This is a genomic window from Thiomicrorhabdus immobilis, assembly GCF_021654855.1.
Lineage (GTDB): Bacteria > Pseudomonadota > Gammaproteobacteria > Thiomicrospirales > Thiomicrospiraceae > Thiomicrorhabdus > Thiomicrorhabdus immobilis.
In genome coordinates this window covers 755,158-775,012 of sequence record NZ_AP024202.1, presented here as the reverse complement: position 1 = coordinate 775,012, position 19,855 = coordinate 755,158, and the positions used below count along the sequence as shown (strand labels likewise).

At 42.7% G+C, this 19,855-nt stretch carries 14 protein-coding genes; 5 read left to right on the top strand and 9 right to left on the bottom strand.

Annotated elements, in window-relative coordinates:
• Positions 1-83 precede the first annotated feature (83 nt).
• On the top strand, positions 84-1,280 hold the full coding sequence (trpB, locus tag L6421_RS03385) for a tryptophan synthase subunit beta (protein WP_237263214.1): 1,197 nt from the start codon (positions 84-86) through the stop codon (positions 1,278-1,280).
• 805 nt (positions 1,281-2,085) lie between these two features.
• On the opposite strand, the gene L6421_RS03380 is transcribed toward trpB, so the two are convergent.
• From L6421_RS03380 to gatC, 9 genes are all read right to left on the bottom strand, one after another.
• Positions 2,086-3,153 (bottom strand): type I restriction endonuclease, encoded by a 1,068-nt coding sequence (locus L6421_RS03380; protein ID WP_237263212.1) that lies wholly within the window; start codon positions 3,151-3,153, stop codon positions 2,086-2,088.
• 155 nt (positions 3,154-3,308) lie between these two features.
• Positions 3,309-4,205, bottom strand: coding sequence for a protease HtpX (gene htpX / locus L6421_RS03375; protein WP_237263210.1), 897 nt, complete (start codon positions 4,203-4,205; stop codon positions 3,309-3,311).
• A gap of 231 nt (positions 4,206-4,436) precedes the next feature.
• On the bottom strand, positions 4,437-5,528 hold the full coding sequence (locus L6421_RS03370) for an HD domain-containing phosphohydrolase (RefSeq protein ID WP_237263209.1): 1,092 nt from the start codon (positions 5,526-5,528) through the stop codon (positions 4,437-4,439).
• A 94-nt stretch (positions 5,529-5,622) separates the two neighbouring features.
• Positions 5,623-9,795: a response regulator gene (locus tag L6421_RS03365; protein ID WP_237263207.1), complete on the bottom strand. Its 4,173-nt coding sequence runs from the start codon at positions 9,793-9,795 to the stop codon at positions 5,623-5,625.
• Positions 9,796-9,807: 12 nt separating this feature from the next.
• A complete protein-coding gene (locus L6421_RS03360; RefSeq protein WP_237263205.1) occupies positions 9,808-11,019 on the bottom strand; it encodes a porin in 1,212 nt (403 codons plus the stop codon).
• A 2-nt stretch (positions 11,020-11,021) separates the two neighbouring features.
• Complete coding sequence (locus tag L6421_RS03355; RefSeq protein ID WP_237263203.1) at positions 11,022-11,453, bottom strand: substrate-binding domain-containing protein; 432 nt, start codon at positions 11,451-11,453, stop codon at positions 11,022-11,024.
• Between the two features lie 445 nt (positions 11,454-11,898).
• On the bottom strand, positions 11,899-13,329 hold the full coding sequence (gene gatB / locus L6421_RS03350) for an Asp-tRNA(Asn)/Glu-tRNA(Gln) amidotransferase subunit GatB (RefSeq protein ID WP_237263201.1): 1,431 nt from the start codon (positions 13,327-13,329) through the stop codon (positions 11,899-11,901).
• Between the two features lie 17 nt (positions 13,330-13,346).
• Positions 13,347-14,801 (bottom strand): Asp-tRNA(Asn)/Glu-tRNA(Gln) amidotransferase subunit GatA, encoded by a 1,455-nt coding sequence (gatA, locus tag L6421_RS03345; protein ID WP_237263199.1) that lies wholly within the window; start codon positions 14,799-14,801, stop codon positions 13,347-13,349.
• 13 nt (positions 14,802-14,814) lie between these two features.
• Positions 14,815-15,102: an Asp-tRNA(Asn)/Glu-tRNA(Gln) amidotransferase subunit GatC gene (gatC, locus tag L6421_RS03340; protein WP_237263195.1), complete on the bottom strand. Its 288-nt coding sequence runs from the start codon at positions 15,100-15,102 to the stop codon at positions 14,815-14,817.
• Between the two features lie 379 nt (positions 15,103-15,481).
• Here gatC and L6421_RS03335 point away from each other — a divergent pair, with 379 nt between their 5' ends.
• From L6421_RS03335 to mrdA, 4 genes are all read left to right on the top strand, one after another.
• Positions 15,482-16,528: a rod shape-determining protein gene (locus L6421_RS03335; RefSeq protein ID WP_237263193.1), complete on the top strand. Its 1,047-nt coding sequence runs from the start codon at positions 15,482-15,484 to the stop codon at positions 16,526-16,528.
• An 85-nt stretch (positions 16,529-16,613) separates the two neighbouring features.
• Positions 16,614-17,483: a rod shape-determining protein MreC gene (gene mreC, locus L6421_RS03330; protein ID WP_237263191.1), complete on the top strand. Its 870-nt coding sequence runs from the start codon at positions 16,614-16,616 to the stop codon at positions 17,481-17,483.
• Complete coding sequence (mreD, locus tag L6421_RS03325) at positions 17,480-17,977, top strand: rod shape-determining protein MreD (RefSeq protein ID WP_237263190.1); 498 nt, start codon at positions 17,480-17,482, stop codon at positions 17,975-17,977. Before mreC ends, mreD begins: the two co-directional genes overlap by 4 nt.
• A gap of 24 nt (positions 17,978-18,001) precedes the next feature.
• The gene (mrdA, locus tag L6421_RS03320; protein WP_237263188.1) at positions 18,002-19,852 is read left to right on the top strand and encodes a penicillin-binding protein 2; all 1,851 of its coding nucleotides are present in this window, start codon (positions 18,002-18,004) and stop codon (positions 19,850-19,852) included.
• The last annotated feature ends 3 nt before the right edge of the window (positions 19,853-19,855 follow it).

Below are 19,855 nucleotides of genomic sequence, written 5' to 3'. Positions count from 1 at the left end.
AGCATTTCACACTAAGTAGTTTTATGTGTATCCTAAACAAGCTTTTTCAAATTCGTTAATAAAAATACAGAGGAGATGAACGAATGTCTTATTTAAAAAGTTTTCCTAACCAAGAAGGTTTTTTTGGTGATTTTGGTGGTGCATTTTTACCGCCAGTATTAATTCCGCATTTTGAAGAAATCAATAAAGCCTATATGGAACTTGGGCGTTCAGCAGACTTTTTAAATGAACTCAAATACATTCGTAAACACTATCAAGGCCGTCCGACCCCGGTTTATTACGCACACAACTTAAGTAAAGAGTGTGGCGCACACATCTATCTCAAACGTGAAGACCTAAACCACTCTGGTGCACATAAGCTTAATCACTGCATGGCAGAAGCTTTACTGGCCAAACACATGGGTAAAACCAAGCTGATTGCCGAAACAGGCGCAGGGCAACACGGAGTGGCTCTAGCTACCGCCGCAGCTTATTTTGGTATGGAATGTGAAATTCATATGGGTGAAATCGATATTGCTAAAGAAGCGCCTAACGTTACCCGAATGAAGCTACTTGGTGCAAAAGTGGTACCGGTTTCTTTTGGTGGTCGTAGTTTAAAAGAGGCGGTCGATTCCGCCTTTGATTCTTACGTTCCGCAAGCCGATACCGCTCTATTTGCCATCGGCTCGGTTGTAGGGCCACACCCATTCCCAATGATGGTGCGTAACTTCCAATCGGTGGTTGGCCATGAAGCCCGTGAACAGTTTCTTGAGATGACAGGGGAACTGCCTGATCAAGTCGGCGCTTGTGTCGGTGGCGGCTCAAATGCCATGGGTATGTTCGCTGGTTTTATCGAAGATGAAAACGTTGGCTTAAATGGCGTTGAACCGCTGGGTCGTGGAACCAATATTGGTGAACACTCAGCCACGATGACCTACGGCAAGCCAGGTATGATTCACGGCTTTAAATGTTTATTGCTAGAAGATGAAGAAGGTAATCCAGCGCCGGTTCACTCCATCGCCTCAGGTTTGGATTATCCAGGTGTTGGCCCAGAACACTCTTACCTAAAAACCATGGGGAAAGTTGACTACCATGCGGTGACAGATGATGAAACCCTAGACGCCTTTTATAAGCTTTCGCGCATGGAAGGAATCATTCCCGCCCTAGAAAGCTCACATGCAGTTGCATGGGCGATGAAACATGGTAAGGAAAACCCTGGTAGCACCATCCTAATCAACCTATCTGGTCGTGGAGACAAGGATATTGATTACGTTGCCGAAAACTTTGGTACAGGTGAATAAACACCGCGCAACTAAATAACTAAGCCCCTTAATTGGGGCTTTTTTATGTCTTGAATTTGATTGTTTTCATAAAGTCACCCTATGCTCACAACGTATGCATGACCACAGGGCAGGCCAGGCCTGGTTGTTTGGCTTTTAAGGTTTAACTTGTCTTAGCTATTGAGAAGCCTTTACAGATATTTATATACCTTTGTTATTGGCTTTTAGGCTTCCCGTTACTCTTTTTACTTGCCTAAAAAGAGTAACCAGAAAAAAGGCACCCCACTCCATAAATTGGCAAGCTCTAAACTTGTTCACTGAAACTTCAGAACTCGCTTCGCTCAAACGAAGAACTTGGCTGTAGCGAAGCGGAGAGACAAGAAACAGCTGAAGTTTTTAAACGTTCACTGCGTTAAGAACTTTGCACAATTTATTCCAAGGGGAATTTGGGCGCTTGTAGCTGGATTTGCAGAATAAAAAACAAAATCACCAGGCCTGATAAAAATTACAGCACAAGAACATCTGAACAATGAAAATACGGAGTTAACGTAGAAAAAGCCTCCCTTCTGTAAGCAATCGTCATTTCACTTAGCGTAGAGGGCGTTAAAACGTTTCAACTGTCTGAGCGAAGCGAGTTTTGAAACGTTAGCCAGCAAGCTTAGTGAAATAGATTGTGTCAGCAGGGTGTCTTTTGTTTGGTTACTTTATTTGGACAAGCAAATAAAGTGACGGGAAGCCAAGCCTCTGAATTTAAAGACCTATAAATTTCAAAAGGCTTCTCAATTATTAGTGAATTTAAATTTTCTTTTCTGCTGATATTCACAATTTACTTATATTCTTTTATTGTTTTTATCAACTCTTTGGAATAATTAAAAATATCATCTAATGAATCAATAGCTACTCGAGTTTCGACTTTATTTGTTAGCAAACCAATATACTTTTGTTTAGTATTGAAGTGAAACCTACATAAAGGTTTACGGTTATTATCATCAAGCAAAACACCGCAATATGACTTAGTATCTCTAAGGGTTATTCTGTTTACATCTGCCTCTACTCTTAAAATAGCTTTAACAATGTTATATGCTTCTATTTCTTCTTCAGTAGTTTCAATATCATTATCAATCTTAGGCTCTGTTTCAAGAAATTCTACTCCAACCTTTGACTTTTCATCTTGTTGTTCAGGGTGTGATAGCGCAGACTCTAAACGCTCATTAATTTTTTCATTGATAAATTGCTTTCTAGCCTTTAAAACTATCTCTTTGAATTGCTCCATAACAGTTTGCGTCAAACGACCACTATATATTTTTGATGCAAAGAAACGAACAAATTCATCAGAAGGTGATTCAAGTTCTTTATTTAGTATCTTTTTAACCTCATTTGTATATTTCAAATCACTTGCTGTATTCAAAATATCATCTAGATTAAATGCAGTTTTAGTAAATTTCTTAAGTTCTTCAATTTCATGTTTTTCAAACTTATTTAAATCAATTATGAAAAATGGTTTTGAATCCATTTGGTTTGCCTTTTCCAAATCTGAAAAAAACATATATTCAATACCATTTGTAAGAACACTAAACCTCGCCTCTGATACTGAAAAATATCTATAAAGCTGGCTAGCATGGTCTGGCGAAAGATTAGAACCAAACTTCTTACACTCAATAAGCATAATAATCTCATCATCTTTTTTGACTGCGTAATCAACTTTCTCACCTTTTTTAACACCATGGTCAGTTGTATATTCAGGAACAACTTCTAGAGGATTGAAGACGTCATATCCTAAAGCCTGAATAAAAGGCATTATTAAAGCGTTCTTAGTTGCTTCTTCTGTTACCAAAGTTGGCCCCAAAGTTGATATTCTTTTTGAAATCTCACCTATACGATCAATCAAATCCATCTTACTCACCCTCTCATAAATAATTTATTTTACTTATCTAGGTGAACATAATACTACCATTAAGCATTAAAACACAAACACTGCTTATGACAATAAAAAAGCCCCGCTAGGAAGTCCTAAGCGGGGCTTTTTATTAAGCGTTGAAAGTGGCTAAATTAAGCGACTTTTAACTGCTCTTGTGAAGTCGCTTCTAGACGTGCGATACGGTCTTCAAGATCTGGGTGAGACTTGAATAGATCACCAAAAGACGACTTCTTAGCTGAGATACCAAATGCCGCCATCTGGTCTGGTAATTCACCAGGCTGCATAGTCTGTAAACGACGTAGTGCCGCAATCATATTCTCTTTACCTGCTAGGTAAGCCCCACCATTATCGGCATGGAACTCACGGTAACGAGAGAACGCCATCGCAATCATGCTGGCCAAGATACCGAATAGGATTTGGGCAACCATATCGACAATGATGAATGTCCAGCTATGGCCTTCCTGTTCGTTTTTAAGCACCACGCGGTCAACAATGTAAGCGACAATTTTCGCGAAGAAGATAACAAACGTGTTCAATACACCTTGTAAAAGAGCCATAGTCACCATATCACCGTTGGCTACGTGAGCGACTTCGTGGCCTAATACCGCTTCCACTTCGTTTTGACGCATGCTACGCATAAGACCCGTGGAAACCGCTACTAAAGAGTTGTTTTTAGTCATACCAGTTGCAAACGCGTTTGGTTCTGGAGAATCGTAAATCGCCACTTCAGGTGTTTTAATCCCTGCTTTTGCCGCCTGACGAGTCACTGTCTCAACCAACCATTGCTCATCCGCATTACGAGGCTGAGTGATAACCTGTGCACCAGTAGACATTTTTGCCATCCACTTCGACATAGCTAAAGAAACAAATGAACCGGCAAAACCAAAAATCAACGCGAACATGAATAGGTTGTTTAGGTTAAGGCTCGTACCTTGCATGTAGTTGCCTACACCCAAGATGTTCATGGCAAGCATTGCAACTGCAATGACCGCGATGTTTGTTAATAGAAATAAACCAATACGTTTCATTTTTTTCTCCTAAAAAAGATTGAGACTCTTGAGCGAATCCCAGCATTGAATTCCAACATAGATAACTATAAGGTTTTTTTATGACCTTTCAAGTTTTAATTGATGTTTAGATGAATTATTGTGCGTAAAACCATAAAGGCCTAACTTAAAGCCCTTTACAAACCGGCATTATCACGGCTTGAAACAGATTGGTCATTTTTTGAAAATTTTCGCTAAAAACCCACTCAAGATTTATTCAACCTGGGGATCGGGGTGCTCTAAGGCGATCTGTTGCAACTGAGATTTGAGTTGTAGGAATAAATCGACCAACTCTGGTTGAAAATGCGAGTCTCTTCCTTGTTCGATAATCTCGAAAGCTTCCTCAGCACTGAAGGCGCGTTTATAGGGACGTGCGCTCGTTAAAGCATCATACACATCCGCTAAAGCCATTAAGCGTGCCGCTAAAGGAATCGCTTCACCGACTAAGCCGTTTGGATAGCCTGAACCATCCCATTTTTCGTGATGGCTGAGTGCGATTTGTTGAGCGACCTCTAAGACTTGGCCACTCTCTCCCATGGAACGTGAAGCTTGCTTTAAGATTTGATAACCTTTTTCAGCATGGGTTTTCATAACGGTAAACTCTTCATCGGTTAATTTACCTGGTTTCAGCAAAATGGGGTCTGGTATGGCGATTTTACCGATATCATGCAAAGGTGCGGACTTAGTGATCACTTCAATATTCTTATCAGATAAATAAGGGCGGAACAACGCTGTATTGGCGGCCGCTTTGGCTAAAGTTTCCACATAATATTGGGTGCGACGAATATGGTTACCGGTATTTTCATCACGAAACTCCGCTAAAGAGACCATGACATAGATACTGCTATCCTGTAAACGTAGCACTTCGCCTATGCGCTGTTTGACTTGCTCTTCCAAATCTTCATTATGGGCTTGCAGAGACTTTTGTGCTTCATGGAGCTTGATCTGAGTTTCAATGCGAGCATACAACACCCCGGGATTGATCGGTTTGGAAATAAAATCATTCCCCCCTATTCTCAACCCCTTCTCTTCATCTTCTGGCTGGTTTTTGGCGGTTATAAATAAAATAGGGATATCTTTGGTCTTGAGATTATTTCGGATGTGTTGGCAGGTTTCATAACCATCCATCTCCGGCATCATAATATCCAGCAACACTAAATCAGCTTGGTAGCTTTCAAGTATCTCTAAAGCTTGTACACCATTGGTTGCGATTTTGACCTCATATAAATCTGAGAGTAAATCAATCAATAACTTTAAATTTGTTGGCGTGTCATCCACGCAGAGAATTTTTGATTTAGTAGCCATAACCATATTATTTATTTCACCCTTGAAATTACCAAAAACAAAAGCCTGTTTAAAAGTGACTCAGCCCAATCCATTTTTAGTTTGTGCATATTTGTTATGGAAATAATTCATTAAGGATTTCCAAAGCACCGTTAAAGTTGAACTGTTCGATAAATTGATCTACTTTCTGATATTGGTTAATACCTAGAATCTCTTGAAAAGCCTTTTGATGTTTTTGCCAAAGCGCCAAAGTGTCACCCCCATCGAACTCGGATAACAGCCGTTTCAAATCTTCAATAGGTGCTTCTGTGACGGTTTCTTGTTGGCTAACGCTCGAAGAGACATGCTCTTGCAAGTAAGTTTTCAGCGAAGTAAAGGTAGGCTCGATTTGCTCTTCTAGGTTTTGAAGTTGCTCTAAAAACACATCACGTTGCCAATTTTTTGAAACATCATCACCCTCTTTAGCTTTCATAATCAAACTCTCGAGTTGTTCAGCAAGTGACGCTAACGCTTCCGCACCCAAACTGGCGGAAACCCCTCTAAACGAATGAGTAAGAATGTGCAATTTATCAAAGTCCTCTTGCCCCGGTTCAGCCAATAGCTCCTTACAGTCCGCAACAAACCCCTCATAATTCTTGAAGTAGTCCTGAAGCAATTTAATCTGTAACGAACGATTGCCGCCGGTAATCTTCAATCCCTGTTCAAGATTGATTCCAGCAATCTCTTTTTGCGAGGTTTCTATTTGTTCGACATTGTTTTTAGGAACCTGGGTCACTTGCGTAAAATACTTGGCAAGCGTGTTATACAACTCTTCTGGATTTACAGGTTTGGTTAAATGGCCATTCATACCGATAGAGTGTGTACGCTCCCGCTCTTCATTCAGAGCGTGTGCGGTCATAGCCACAATCGGCAATGCCTGGTATTGGTCCTGAGCTCGAATTTCAGTTGTGGCTTGATAACCGTCTTTAACAGGCATCTGCAAATCCATCAATATCAAATGGAAATAATCGTCGGCTTGATTGTTCAACAACTCTAGGGCTTCTTGACCATTTTGAGCAAGAGAAACCTGCACCCCTCTTGATTCCATCAGTTCAATCGCAATTTGCTGATTGATGGGATTATCCTCCGCCAATAGGACATGCATGCCATCGAAGCGAAGCTCGACAGAACGTGAAAATGAATCATTTTCGGCGTCTATATCTTGACCATCCATAAATTTCAAGGTGCCGTACAACTGGCTCGGCAAAATGGGTTTGGCAAGATTATGCAGCCCACCAAAACGCTGGCTGATACCGTTCATAACCTCTTCCGAAAAAGCTGAAATCAGCAACGTTTTACAAAGGTAATGCGGTTTATGCTCTGAAAGGTACTCTAATAGAACATCACCACTTTCTTCTGGCAAGACGCAGTCCAACACAATAAAGTCAAAATCCTCTTGCTCTAAGCATTTAATCGCTTCACGAATACTTAACGCATTGCTCACTTTGATATCGAATAGATTAATTTGCTGATTCATGATTTCATGAACCGAAGGCGAATCATCAACCAATAACAAACGTTTACCGGCCAAATCATCGAATGTTTGCTGATGGTGTTCTGCTGCGAATTCACATGGTAAGGCCAGGGTAAACTGGCTACCTTCTCCCGGTTTTGAACTTGCGGTTAAATCCCCGTTCATTAAACGCGCCAGACGTTTAGAAATCGATAGACCTAAACCGGTTCCTCCATATTTTCGGGTAGTAGAGCCATCTGCTTGGGTAAACTCTTTAAACAGCGCTTTGAGCTGTTCCGAAGTCATGCCGATACCGGAATCCTTAACACTGATAATCAGTTCAACACCGTTTGGTGCAGGCTGACAATTCACCTGCACGACAACAAGGCCGCTATCCGTGAATTTAAGCGCATTCGACAGCAGGTTATTGAGAATTTGCTCCAATCTAAAAGGGTCACCTAATAACCAACCCTGATTATCAATCAGTTCATTTGTTTGAAAGTTGACCAACAATTCCAAACCTTTTTTAGTGGCCGTCTCTGCCAGCAATTGCACACTGTGACTAATCACCTCTTCGATTTTCATTGGGATAAACTCAATGTCGAGCTTACCCGCCTCGATTTTTGAAAAATCCAAAATATCGTTGATGATGTGCAACAGAGATTGACCCGATCGGTGGATTTTTTCGATATAGTCTTGTTGTTTTGGCGTTAATTGAGTACGTAATGCCAAATAGGCCATACCGATAATGGCATTCATCGGTGTGCGAATCTCATGACTCATATTGGCTAAAAAAGAGGACTTGGTTGCCGCCGCCTGTTCCGCCAACTGCCTGGATTGAATGGCATCCTTCATGGCACCTTCAAGCTGTTGCATAAGATTCTTTTGCATTTCGGCTTGATGCATACTGGCAATCAACACACCGCAGGTCGCATGGAAAGGCTCTAGAAAATCGGCCAAAACTTCATCATAAGGCGCTTTACTATTGGCAATGCCATACAGCCCCACTAAGCGATTCCCCTGAAAGATAGGCAACCCCATAAAACTTTTGATTTCAGGATGGCCCTTAAGCATACATCCACCACGAGAGTCATTGTTAACATCATTACTGATAACACGCTCAGCTTTATAGAGTACATCACCCGCCAAGCTGTCCGGGGCACAAAACTCATCCTCTCCGTCCATCATTATCTGATAACGTTTTGCGGAATTTTCATCCCATGAAAAATCCGCCAAGGCATGCAATTTCACACAGCGTTTATTGTCAGACTGGTAAATCACTTCTCCGATAAAGCCATACTCGCTGCCTGTAATCTTAAGAATGGCTTGAAGCAACTCCTGCCAGGTTGCTTTTTGGTTTTCGGGTGAGGCCACAAAATTTTCAGTGGCATTCTTCAGTGCATCCAGCAGTTGATTGCGTAAAGCGGTTTCCGCCTGCGCCTTATTACGCTCGGTAAGATCGGTAACCAGGCCGATGTATTCTTTGTTGCGGCCGTTTTTGATGACACTGACATTCAACGCCAAAGGAAAGATTTCGCCGTTCTTTCGCTGGCCCTCAAACTCTTGTCCAGTCCCGATAATATGTGCTTCACCCGTTCGTTTAAAGTCGCTTAAGGATTGATCATGATGCTCGGCATAACGCTTTGGCATTAGCATTTTGACATTTTGCCCGCGCATCTCTTCAGCGGCATAGCCAAATATTTTTTCAGCCGCGGAATTGATTCTCAAGATGATACCGGTATCGGAAATCTGGATAATCCCTGCCGCCGCTTCTTGCAAAATAATCTCATTTTGCTGGAATGGCAAAATGGCACGTTTTCTGAACATCACTATCGAATAAAACGACCCCATTAAAATGACCATCATCAATATGGCCGCTGAAAGACTATAAATAAAGTTTTGTTTCTTCGAGTCTGTAACGGCTTGTTCCATTAATGCATGGGTGGTTTTCAGCAGATTGAGATTGGTTTCCAACAACTGGTTTCTAATCGGCAAAAATTCACTGGGTAAAGTAAAAGACTGGTTGGGTGACTGACTGATAGGCCGAATCAATCCGGATACGGTATCTTGATAAAGCTGACGAACCTGAATTAATCGCTCAGATAACTCGGGATAGGTTTGCAGGATATTGGAATCTAAATCTAGATAGTAACCATTATGCTGCATAATAAAATTAAGGTTGGTGATGTCTAGATAAAGGGCTTCACTAGGCTGAATCGAATAGTGTTTGATCAGAGAAAATAGACGGTCAAAAGAGAGACTCCACTGCAAGAAGCGACTATAGAAATCCGACAAGCTATTGATTTCCGGATTATCGAAAAGTCGTAAATTTTTAGAGCTGTTATTGATCAGTACATTTTGAATTTCATTCGGGGGTAACTCCCACTCCACCAGCTCTTGTTGGCAAGTCTTTTTTAGATAACATCCCATTATGGCCTGTCGTTTATCCAAGTAGCTCTGCCAAGCTTCTTCAAACCAAAAATAGGGGGTTTGATTTTTGGAAAAGAACGCCGCGTAAATCAATTTATCGGTGTCCAACTTAGCCTCGGTCCAACGCTGATAAAGTTCTGTAGAAGAGTCATAACTGAGTTGATAGGCGAAATGCTCCTCTTGCTGTATGAGTTGCAAGGCATCCAGCAGGACATTCACTTCTTGAATATTTTGGAGCTGTTTGTTGTCCTGCTCCAGTTTTTTAAAGTCATCCAAAATGGCGAGTGCAAAAATAAGTGACACACCGAGCATTATCGCCAAAACACTAAAGTTCAATTGCACTAGGTTTTTATTGGCCGTTTGCATAAAAACTTCCGCTTAATTCAACTGATAGGATATTTGCAATGCAAAGAGGTCCCACGACTTTCCGAAATCGGTGATTTTCCCCAGGCCTGGATAGCTTGGAAGGTCGGCATTGCCCTCATGTTTGGCATATTGCGCCTGCACCATCCAACTTGGACTTAGGTTCCAACGGACAGCGAGATTGTAGGAATTACTGGAATAGTTGCTACCCGATTTATATCGTGAATCCAAATAAGGTGTGTATTCTTCATAACGGACTAAAGTCGACACTTCTGGAGAGATTGCCCATTCCGCTTGTAAATAATAGCCTTCTGCATCCAGGTATTCAGGAACCATTTCTATATTAGGGGTAAAACTAGATTTGACATGGTTTCTTGCTCGCATCCCCTCGGCCGTCAAAAAGACATTATCAAAACGGTATTGAACCGATACAAGATGGTGAATGGTTTGCAGTTCGAACTTATTAACGGTAAAACCATTAAGAGTAGCTGGCGCAGGTGTAATGCTACTTTCTATGTTCAACAAACTATAAGCCAGACTTAACCCCTGAATACTTGTGGGTTCAAATTGAATTTTTAGTCCGGCCTTGTCCAGCTGCTTAAAATCTACACTATTATAATCTTGGGACAGGTACTTATATTCCAACGTCTTGTCATCCAACTGACGATGTCCATAGTAGGCATCGAATGACAAAGAGCCTTGTTCCAACTCAAGCGTGTCATAAAGATTGATACCGTCGGTAGACAGCATAAGGCTACGAATATTATCGAAATAGATAGAAGGTAAAAATATACCAGGCCTTGCAGACGGTAGGTCTCGTGAATCATTATAAAAACCGTAAGGAGTTTTGACACGGCCAAGCCTAACTCCCCCATTTTGCGACTGGGTTTGTAAAAAATTGTAATCCAACAACGCTAAATCTAAAGACAAGCCATTCGCGGTCATCTCCCCTTCTTCTCTGGCTAATAGCTGGGTATTGAAACGTAGCTTTGGCGTCACTTGCCAATTCAAATTCAAGCCAGCTTCTCTGAAATCAAAGCTACCGTTATCTAGAGTGCCACTTGTGGCATAAGGGTTGCGGTTGGTGTGAACATAATCTTGTGCAACAAAACCTTTTAGCTCAAGCTCCGGTGTAATCGCATAAGCCCATACACTCGGGCTACTACCCGCCAACAATAAAGCGACTAAGATTTTTTTAGGACGAAAGGATGAAATGAACTTTGACATGATTATTGACTCACTTGAATAGGTAGTACTTTTTGCATGCGGGTTCCGACTGGAACATAACCGATGGCACCTGGCGTGGTTTGCACCTTTTGCAACAGCTCTTCGATATTACCAACAACGATGGGTGAAGAGCCTCTTCCACTAAACGCCAACCGATTCCAAACTCGGTCGAGCTGATAGGTATTGCTATTAAGCAATTCTTTAACAAAGGTTTGGTGAATTTGATTACTGCTAGGGAGAGCAAAGACTTTGACCGGCATGCCGTTTGGCCAAATCTTGAGCTTCATCGTATAAATGCGTTTGAGTTTGTCCGCTGAAAGAGTACGGGTGTCAGATAACGGATTGCTAATCACTTGAACTTCATTTGCGGCATAGATTTGCCAGCTACTCATGAAACAAAAAAAGCCAGCGATAGCGATGACGAAGCGTTTCATTTTATAAATCCTAAAGACTTTAAAATTTAATACTAACACGCTAAGTGTTAAAACCACCAATAAAACTTAAAAAATTATAGGTATTTATACTAAAACACTATAATTATAATGGGAATTTTTACTCCCAAAAAACAGGATAAATTAAACCTTATCATTCTCTGATTATTACACCGATTTTCTTTTAAAGATAGGCGTGCAACAATATAGAAAATAGCAACCGAATCCTAACAATCCTGGTTTGCATGAATAGAATAGTGCAGAATTAAACTCTGAGACGGGCTGAATTTGGTTGAAAAAAATAGATAAGTTAGATGTTTTGGATGAAATATTTACTGAAAAGTTTGATTGGGAAAGAAACAAGAGCAAGAAGCATGAGTAAACAACTGCTCTTGTGATAGGTGAATTGGAAACCGAACAGAACCACCAGGCCTGGTCGGTTTTAAAATCAACTTAGTTTTGCTTTCAAGATTTGGTTGACCTGTCCAGGGTTGGCCTGTCCACCTGAAGCTTTCATGATTTGCCCGACAAAGTACCCCATCATCTTCTCTTGACCCGCTTTATAGGCTTCGACTTGAGATGGGTTATTCGCTAGCACTTCATCAACCAATGCTTCAATCGCACCACTATCCGTGATTTGTTTCAAGCCTTTGGCTTCAATGATTTCATCGGCAGAACCTTCACCGTTCCACATCGCTTCAAACACTTGTTTGGCGATTTTGCCCGAAATCGTATCATCCATAATACGCTCTAACATGCCAGCCAGCATTTCAGCGCTAATCGGCGCATCTTTCACCGCTAAGCTATCTTTGTTTAAAGCCGCCGCAAAACCGGAAGTCATCCAGTTTGCACACAGCTTGGCATCTTTTGCACCGGTTGCCGCAACCACCGCTTCAAAAAACTCCGCCATCTCACGAGAGCTGGTTAACACTTCCGCATCGTATTCACTCAAACCGAACTCGGCTACAAAACGGGCACGTTTGGCATCCGGCAACTCAGGCATTGTCGCTTTAACCGCTTCAATATCTTCGTCGGTGATAATCACCGGCAATAGGTCTGGACAAGGGAAATAACGGTAGTCATTAGCCTCTTCCTTAGAACGCATTGAACGTGTGGTGTCATTTTCCGAATCGTATAAGCGGGTTTCTTGAACCACTTGCCCACCGTTTTCAATCAGTTCGATTTGACGTTCGATCTCAAACTCAATCGCTTTTTCAATAAAACGGAATGAGTTGATGTTTTTCAACTCGGTACGTGTACCAAGCGGTTCACCTGGACGACGAACCGAGACGTTGGAATCCACACGGAAAGAACCTTCCTGCATGTTGCCGTCACAAATCCCTAAATACTGAACCAGTTCATGCATTTTCTTGGCATAAGCGACCGCTTCTTTAGCCGATGACATGTCGGGATCAGAAACGATTTCCAACAATGGAGTTCCGGCGCGGTTCAAGTCGATACCACTCATTCCAGGCACAATACCGTGATTGGATTTACCGGCATCTTCCTCAAGGTGGGCACGGGTGACACCAATCACTTTTTTGACTCCGTCCACTTCAATTTCTAAAGTACCTTTACCCACGATTGGAAACTCCAACTGTGAGGTTTGATAACCTTTAGGTAAATCCGGATAAAAATAGTTTTTACGATCGAAAACCGATTTACGACCAATTTCTGCATTCAGCGCCAAACCTAGAGCGATTGATTTATCAATCACCGCAGCATTCAACACCGGCAACATACCCGGCATACCCAAATCAACATTACAGGCCTGGGTGTTTGGTGCCGCACCGTAGGCGATGGATGATCCTGAAAATATCTTTGATTTTGTGGTTAACTGAGCGTGTATCTCTAAACCAATTACAACTTCCCAACTCATATTCTGTTAACTCCTAATTATTGATACTGTTCAGGCATCTGTTTATGCCAATCAGTCACTTGCTGATACTGGTGTCCAATATTCAGCAACTTAGCCTCACTAAAATAAGGCCCAACAATGTGTAACCCCACTGGACGGTTATTTACAAAACCAGCCGGAACCGACAGGCCTGGTAAACCAGCTAAGTTAACAGGAATGGTATATAAATCGGATAGATACATGCTGACTTGGTCATCTGACTTTTCGCCGATATTAAATGCCGTGCTTGGCGCGACAGGCCCCATAATCACGTCACACGACTCAAACGCTTTGGTAAAGTCATCACGCACCATACGGCGGAGTTTTTGTGCTTTCAAATAATAAGCATCATAGAAACCGGCTGAGAGCGCATAAGCCCCCACCATGATTCGACGTTTGACCTCGGCACCAAAACCTTCAGAACGTGAACGTTTATACAGGTCTTCTAAATCTTTAGGGTTCTCACAACGATGACCAAAACGCACACCGTCAAAACGTGACAAGTTAGATGAGGCTTCCGCTGGCGCCAACACATAATAAGAAGGTACCGCTAAATCTTTATTAGGAAGGTGAACTTCTACAATCTCGGCACCTAGCTTTTCAATTTCAGCGATTGCATTGACAACCACGATTTCAACATCAGGATCTAGACCGTCTTCAAAGTATTCAGCAGGAACACCGACTTTCAGCCCTTTTAAAGATTGACCCAATTCTGCCGCGTAATCTGGCGTTTCACGCTCCAAACTGGTTGAGTCGCGCTCATCGAATCCTGCCATGGCATTCAACATCCACGCCGCATCTTCTGCGGAACGTGTCATAGGCCCTGCTTGGTCAAAACTTGACGCATAAGCGACAATACCAAAACGGGAAACCGAACCGTAAGTTGGCTTGATTCCGGTAATACCGCAGAAAGAGGCTGGCTGACGAATCGAGCCACCGGTATCGGTACCGGTTGCCATTGGCGCAAGACCGGCGGCAATCACCGCAGCCGCACCACCGGAAGAGCCACCTGGAACCGCATTCAGATCCCAAGGGTTTTTAGTTGGCCCGTAGTAACTGCTCTCAGATGAAGAACCCATGGCAAACTCATCCATATTTGTTTTACCCAAAATAGGCATACCCACTTTTTTCAATTGGGTCACAACATGAGCATCGTAAGGTGCGATAAAGTTGTCCAGCATCTTTGAGCTACAAGAGGTTTTCACACCGTCTGTACAGAAGATATCCTTGTGCGCCACCGGAATTCCAGTAAGCAACTCACCTTTACCGGCCGCCAACATCTCATCGGCCTCTTTGGCCATAGCGATGGCCAGTTCAGGTGTCACGGTGACATAGGCATTCAATTCAGCGTCATATTGAGAGATACGATCTAGATAATGTTGCGTCAACTGCACACTGGTAATCTCACCGGCATGTAACTTTTCGCTCATTTGTTTAATGGTTAAATTATGCATTTTGTCTCTCTACTCACTCAATCACTTGTGGCACTAAATACAAGCCGTTTTCCACTGCTGGAGCAACCGATTGTAATTTTTCATGCTGGTCAACTTCGGTGACCACATCTGGACGCAAACGCTGAACCTGATCCAATGGATGAGCCATTGGCAATACGCCATCAGTATCAGCGGCTTGCATTTGTGAGAATAAATCTAAAATATTAGACAGTTTAGCCGCTACTTCATCAACTTCTGATTCGTTAACTTCGATGGCCGCTAAACGTGAAATGTATTCGACTTCAGTTTTTCCTAAAGACACACGCTACTCCTAATCGGATACGGTTGAACTACCCGTTTAAACCTGTTTTAAAATCAAGGATTCAATCCATAAATCCAGGCCAAAACCAGTAGAAAAAATTTGACCGTATAAAATACCATATTAACGTTTTCTTCTAAAGCCTAATTAGCATTTAGGTCGCGAATTTTCTACTTTTAAGGCGAATACCACCTTCCGAAGAATTTACAATCCATGCATCGCCATGCTCTCTATTCTGCGATTCACACCACCTTAATAAAAGACTCGTTAAAAGTATTAGCCCAAAAGTCATATTTTCACAGAAATTAGTCTTCTCCCCTTATGCAGAATAAGTTAAAATGCCAAGATTACTTTTTAGTCTAATTTTTAAGGGCAGCACTCAATGTTTCGCAAATTCATGGGACTTTTCTCAAACGACCTATCTATTGATTTAGGTACCGCCAACACTCTGATTTATGTTCGTGGTAAAGGAATGGTATTAAACGAGCCTTCAGTCGTTTCAATTCGCACTAACAAAAGAGGGAGCAACAGCCGTTCAATCGTTGCTGTAGGTGAAAACGCCAAACTGATGCTCGGTAAAGAAAACCAAGACATTCAAACGGTTCGTCCATTAAAAGACGGGGTTATCGCTGACTTCGAAGTCACCGAAAAAATGCTTCAAGCCTTTATCAAAAAAGTACATGAGGCAAAGTTCTTCCAACCTAGCCCACGTGTTTTAGTCTGTGTACCTTGTGGTTCAACCCAAGTAGAACGTCGCGCCATTCGTGAATCGGCGGCAGGTGCCGGTGCGCGTGAAGTTTACTTAATCGAAGAACCGATGGCCGCGGCAATCGGAGCTGGCATGCCGGTTTCAGAACCAACCGGTTCCATGGTAGTTGATATCGGTGGTGGTACCACTGAAGTTGCGACTTTATCGTTAAACGGCATTGTTTGGTCTGACTCGGTTAAGGTCGGTGGTGACCGCTTTGATGATGCAATCATCAAGTACGTTCGTCGTAACTACGGCATGATCATCGGTGAAACCACGGCAGAAAAAATCAAGAAAACCATCGGTACCGCTTACCATGAAGTAACGCCTGACACCATGGAAGTTCATGGTTCGAACATTGCCGAAGCGGTTCCTCGCCGTTTTACACTTAACAGCAATGAAGTACTGGAAGCATTACAAGAACCGCTTTCAGCGATTGTCAGTGCCGTAAGAACCGCTTTGGAAAACACCCCTCCTGAACTAGGTGCCGACATTGCCGAGCACGGCATTGTATTAACCGGTGGTGGAGCTTTATTGCGCAACCTTAGCACCTTACTTTCAGAAGAGACAGGTATTCCCGTTATCATCGCGGATGACCCTTTAACGTGTGTGGCACGTGGCGGCGGTAGAGCTTTAGAACTTATGGATGAAAAAGGCGTTGACGTTTTTTCTTTTGAATAAACCCTTGCCTTATATTCTTTTGTGGAACTAGCTCTTTAGGAGAACACCCATTAACCTAACAACCCCATCCTCACATCAGGAAGGAATGCAATTCATCATTGCATTCATTCTTGCCATAGTGCTGATGGCGGCTGACCATTATGGTCAGATTTTAGGCAGTGTTCGCAGTGTTCTTCTAACCACCCTAACCCCCATCGAAAGGGCGGCAACCTTTCCTCAACAAATCTATCACCTGGTCACGACTGATTTCACCTCTATCAATGCGTTAGAAAGGGAAAATCAACAGCTCAAAACGGAAGTGTTACTTCTTAAAGCAAAGCAACAACAGTTGGTCAACCTCGAACTTCAGGTTCAACGCTTAGAATCGTTATTAGGTACCACCGGTAAAATCACCAACCAAAGTGTGCAAATCGCTACTGTCACCTTTTACAGCAGCAATCCTTTATCGCAATTCTTAACCTTGAACAAAGGGAGTTTAGATAAGGTTAAGAAACAGCAGACGGTCATCGATTCACAAGGGATTATGGGACAAATCATTCAAACCACCCCCACAACCTCAAGAGTCTTGTTGATTACAGACCCAGACCATCAAATTCCGGTACGTGTTCAGCGTACCGGACAGCGTGGAATTTTAAGCGGCACCGGGCATGACCACACACAACTAGGTTTCATTCCGGTCAATAGCGCCATCAAAGTCGGTGACATGTTAGAAAGCTCGGGGTTAGGCGGCATTTTCCCTGCGGGCTATCCGGTGGCAAAAATCACTCAGATTGAGACCCAAGGTGACAACCCTTACTTTAAAGTGACCGCGACACCAATCGCCAAACTGAACCAGTCGCATAAGGTGTTGATCATTACCCAACAGGAAGACGAAAACTGGAATAACGATTTTGATTTTAATTTGGACTTCAACTTAAAAGGCAAGGAAACAGAACCAGCAGGGAAAACGCCATGACCGAAAGCTTTGTTAATATTCGCTCGACTCAAGTTCGCTGGTTAATTCTGTTAACTTACTTGCTGGGTCTAATTATCGACAGCATGGTTTTACTGAACAGCTCTCTGGAGTTTTTACCTCCAATGACTCTATTGGCGGTACTCTACTGGAGTGGCCATTGTGTTGATAGAACCTATTTTATTTCCGCCTTTTTACTCGGCGTGCTTGCTGACACCCTTTATCAAACCACGCTCGGCGCCCATGCACTTCTATATTGCATCGTGCTATTTATGATGATTCGTAACCGCCTACAGTTCCGAACTTACCCAGCTTGGCAACAAGCCTTTATTGTTGGCATCTATCTGTTGTTTTACCAAGCGTTAAACACCTTGTTCTTCACTCCGGTTTTAGATGATGGGAGCTTTGTGCCTTATTGGAGCATGCCGGCAGCGGGGATTTTAATTTGGCCGGTAATGACAAGCCTATTAAACAAACTCACTGCAAATCACCGCTAAATTTGATTGTGAAATGGGATTAGCATGTCTGAGCAATTAAAATTTAACAGTGATGCCGAAGCTTTTCAGCAAAAACGTCTGTTCCGCTTTCGCCTCTATTTTGCTTATGGCTTTGTCCTTCTATTATTCGCTTTCTTAATCGGTCGCATGGCACACCTACAGTGGTACAACTATGAGCGTTATCACGGTCTTGCTGAAGGTAACCGCATCTCCGTTGAAACGCTACCACCCACTCGTGGCAAAATCTACGATCGAAACCACATTCTTTTGGCTGACAACCAACCCGTTTACGCCCTAAGCATGATTCGCGAAAAGATGGATGATATCCACGCTTTTGAACTTGATTTAATGAATCTGCTTGACGGCACCGACCCCGAAAAAATAGAAGAGTATTTCAAAAAATTCCGCAAATGGAATCGTTCTAAGTCGTACACATTGCCATTTTCCATTAGTGAAGAGCAAGCAGCGCGTTTTTCCGTTATTAGCCATAAACATCCCGGAGTCAGTCTAACCGCACGCCTAAAACGTGTTTACCCCCATAAAAACACAGCTGTTCATGCATTGGGTTATGTTGGCCGAATCAATATCAAAGAACTCAAAGACTTGAATGAAAAAGAGTATCTTGGTACCAACATTATCGGAAAATCGGGAATTGAACGCTTTTACGAAAGCCGACTCCACGGCACGCCAGGAGTCCAGCAAATTGAAACCAACGCCCGAGGACGCATCTTAAGAAAATTGGAAACGGTTCCAGCCACACCGGGTGAAGACATTCACTTAACACTGGATATTGAACTACAAAATTATGCGGAAGAGTTGTTTGGTGACAAGGTAGGCTCCATGGTGGCAATCGACCCTCAAAGCGGCGAAATCCTTGCGTTTGTCAGCATGCCGACTTTTGACCCCAACCTGTTTGTGGATGGTATCGACCAGACTAACTACAATCGTTTACTGTATGATCCACACCGCCCGTTTATCAATCGCGCGATTAATGGTCAATATCCACCGGGATCGACGATTAAGCCGTTTGTTGCCCTAGGGGCAATTGAAAACGACTACATTTCGCCAACTAAAAAAATCTACGATCCGGGTTACTTTGATTATGCCGAGCACCGTTACCGCGATTGGAAACGAACCGGCCATGGCTTAGTTGATTTGAATGATGCGATTGAGCAATCTTGCGACACCTATTTTTACGAACTGAGCTTAGACATGGGGGTTGATGCCATCCACGATACGATGGCGCCTTTCGGGTTCGGCTCCAAAACTGGGGTGGATATCCTGGGGGAATCAAAAGGGATTTTACCTTCCCAGCAATGGAAACAGGAAACCAAAGGAAAACCTTGGTATCGTGGGGAAACCATCATCTCCTCAATTGGCCAAGGATACAATCTGGCGACTCCAATCCAACTTGCGAAAGCCACCGCTATTTTGGCAAACCGAGGAAAAATCATTCAACCTCACCTGTTAAAAGATGAATTGAAAGCCTCCTCCTCCGCACAAATTGAGATTAAAAAAATCTCTAACTGGGACAAAGTCATTCAAGGCATGGAAAATGTGATGCATGGGAAAAAAGGCACCGCTCGCAGACATGGGCAAGGGCTGCCTTTTAAAATGGCCGGTAAAACCGGAACGGCTCAGGTCTTTAGCTTAAACCAGGGTAAATACAATGCCGATGAACTCGCTAAACGCCTACATGACCACTCACTCTTTGTCGGTTTCGCCCCCGTAGACAACCCTAAAATTGCGGTCGCCATCATCGTCGAAAACGGAGGCAGCGGTAGTAAAACAGCCGCACCTATGGCGGTAGATTTGATTAAACATTATTTAGAAGTAGATGTTAAACCGACATCGAATAACGAAACAAAACCATAGAAG

Bases quoted from the DNA above. Each gene is read 5' to 3' on its own strand.
- trpB (WP_237263214.1), top strand. From the start codon at position 84: ATGTCTTATTTAAAAAGTTTTCCTAACCAAGAAGGTTTTTTTGGTGAT.
- L6421_RS03380 (WP_237263212.1), bottom strand. From the start codon at position 3,153: ATGGATTTGATTGATCGTATAGGTGAGATTTCAAAAAGAATATCAACT.
- htpX (WP_237263210.1), bottom strand. From the start codon at position 4,205: ATGAAACGTATTGGTTTATTTCTATTAACAAACATCGCGGTCATTGCA.
- L6421_RS03370 (WP_237263209.1), bottom strand. From the start codon at position 5,528: ATGGCTACTAAATCAAAAATTCTCTGCGTGGATGACACGCCAACAAAT.
- L6421_RS03365 (WP_237263207.1), bottom strand. From the start codon at position 9,795: ATGCAAACGGCCAATAAAAACCTAGTGCAATTGAACTTTAGTGTTTTG.
- L6421_RS03360 (WP_237263205.1), bottom strand. From the start codon at position 11,019: ATGTCAAAGTTCATTTCATCCTTTCGTCCTAAAAAAATCTTAGTCGCT.
- L6421_RS03355 (WP_237263203.1), bottom strand. From the start codon at position 11,453: ATGAAACGCTTCGTCATCGCTATCGCTGGCTTTTTTTGTTTCATGAGT.
- gatB (WP_237263201.1), bottom strand. From the start codon at position 13,329: ATGAGTTGGGAAGTTGTAATTGGTTTAGAGATACACGCTCAGTTAACC.
- gatA (WP_237263199.1), bottom strand. From the start codon at position 14,801: ATGCATAATTTAACCATTAAACAAATGAGCGAAAAGTTACATGCCGGT.
- L6421_RS03335 (WP_237263193.1), top strand. From the start codon at position 15,482: ATGTTTCGCAAATTCATGGGACTTTTCTCAAACGACCTATCTATTGAT.
- mreC (WP_237263191.1), top strand. From the start codon at position 16,614: ATGCAATTCATCATTGCATTCATTCTTGCCATAGTGCTGATGGCGGCT.
- mreD (WP_237263190.1), top strand. From the start codon at position 17,480: ATGACCGAAAGCTTTGTTAATATTCGCTCGACTCAAGTTCGCTGGTTA.
- mrdA (WP_237263188.1), top strand. From the start codon at position 18,002: ATGTCTGAGCAATTAAAATTTAACAGTGATGCCGAAGCTTTTCAGCAA.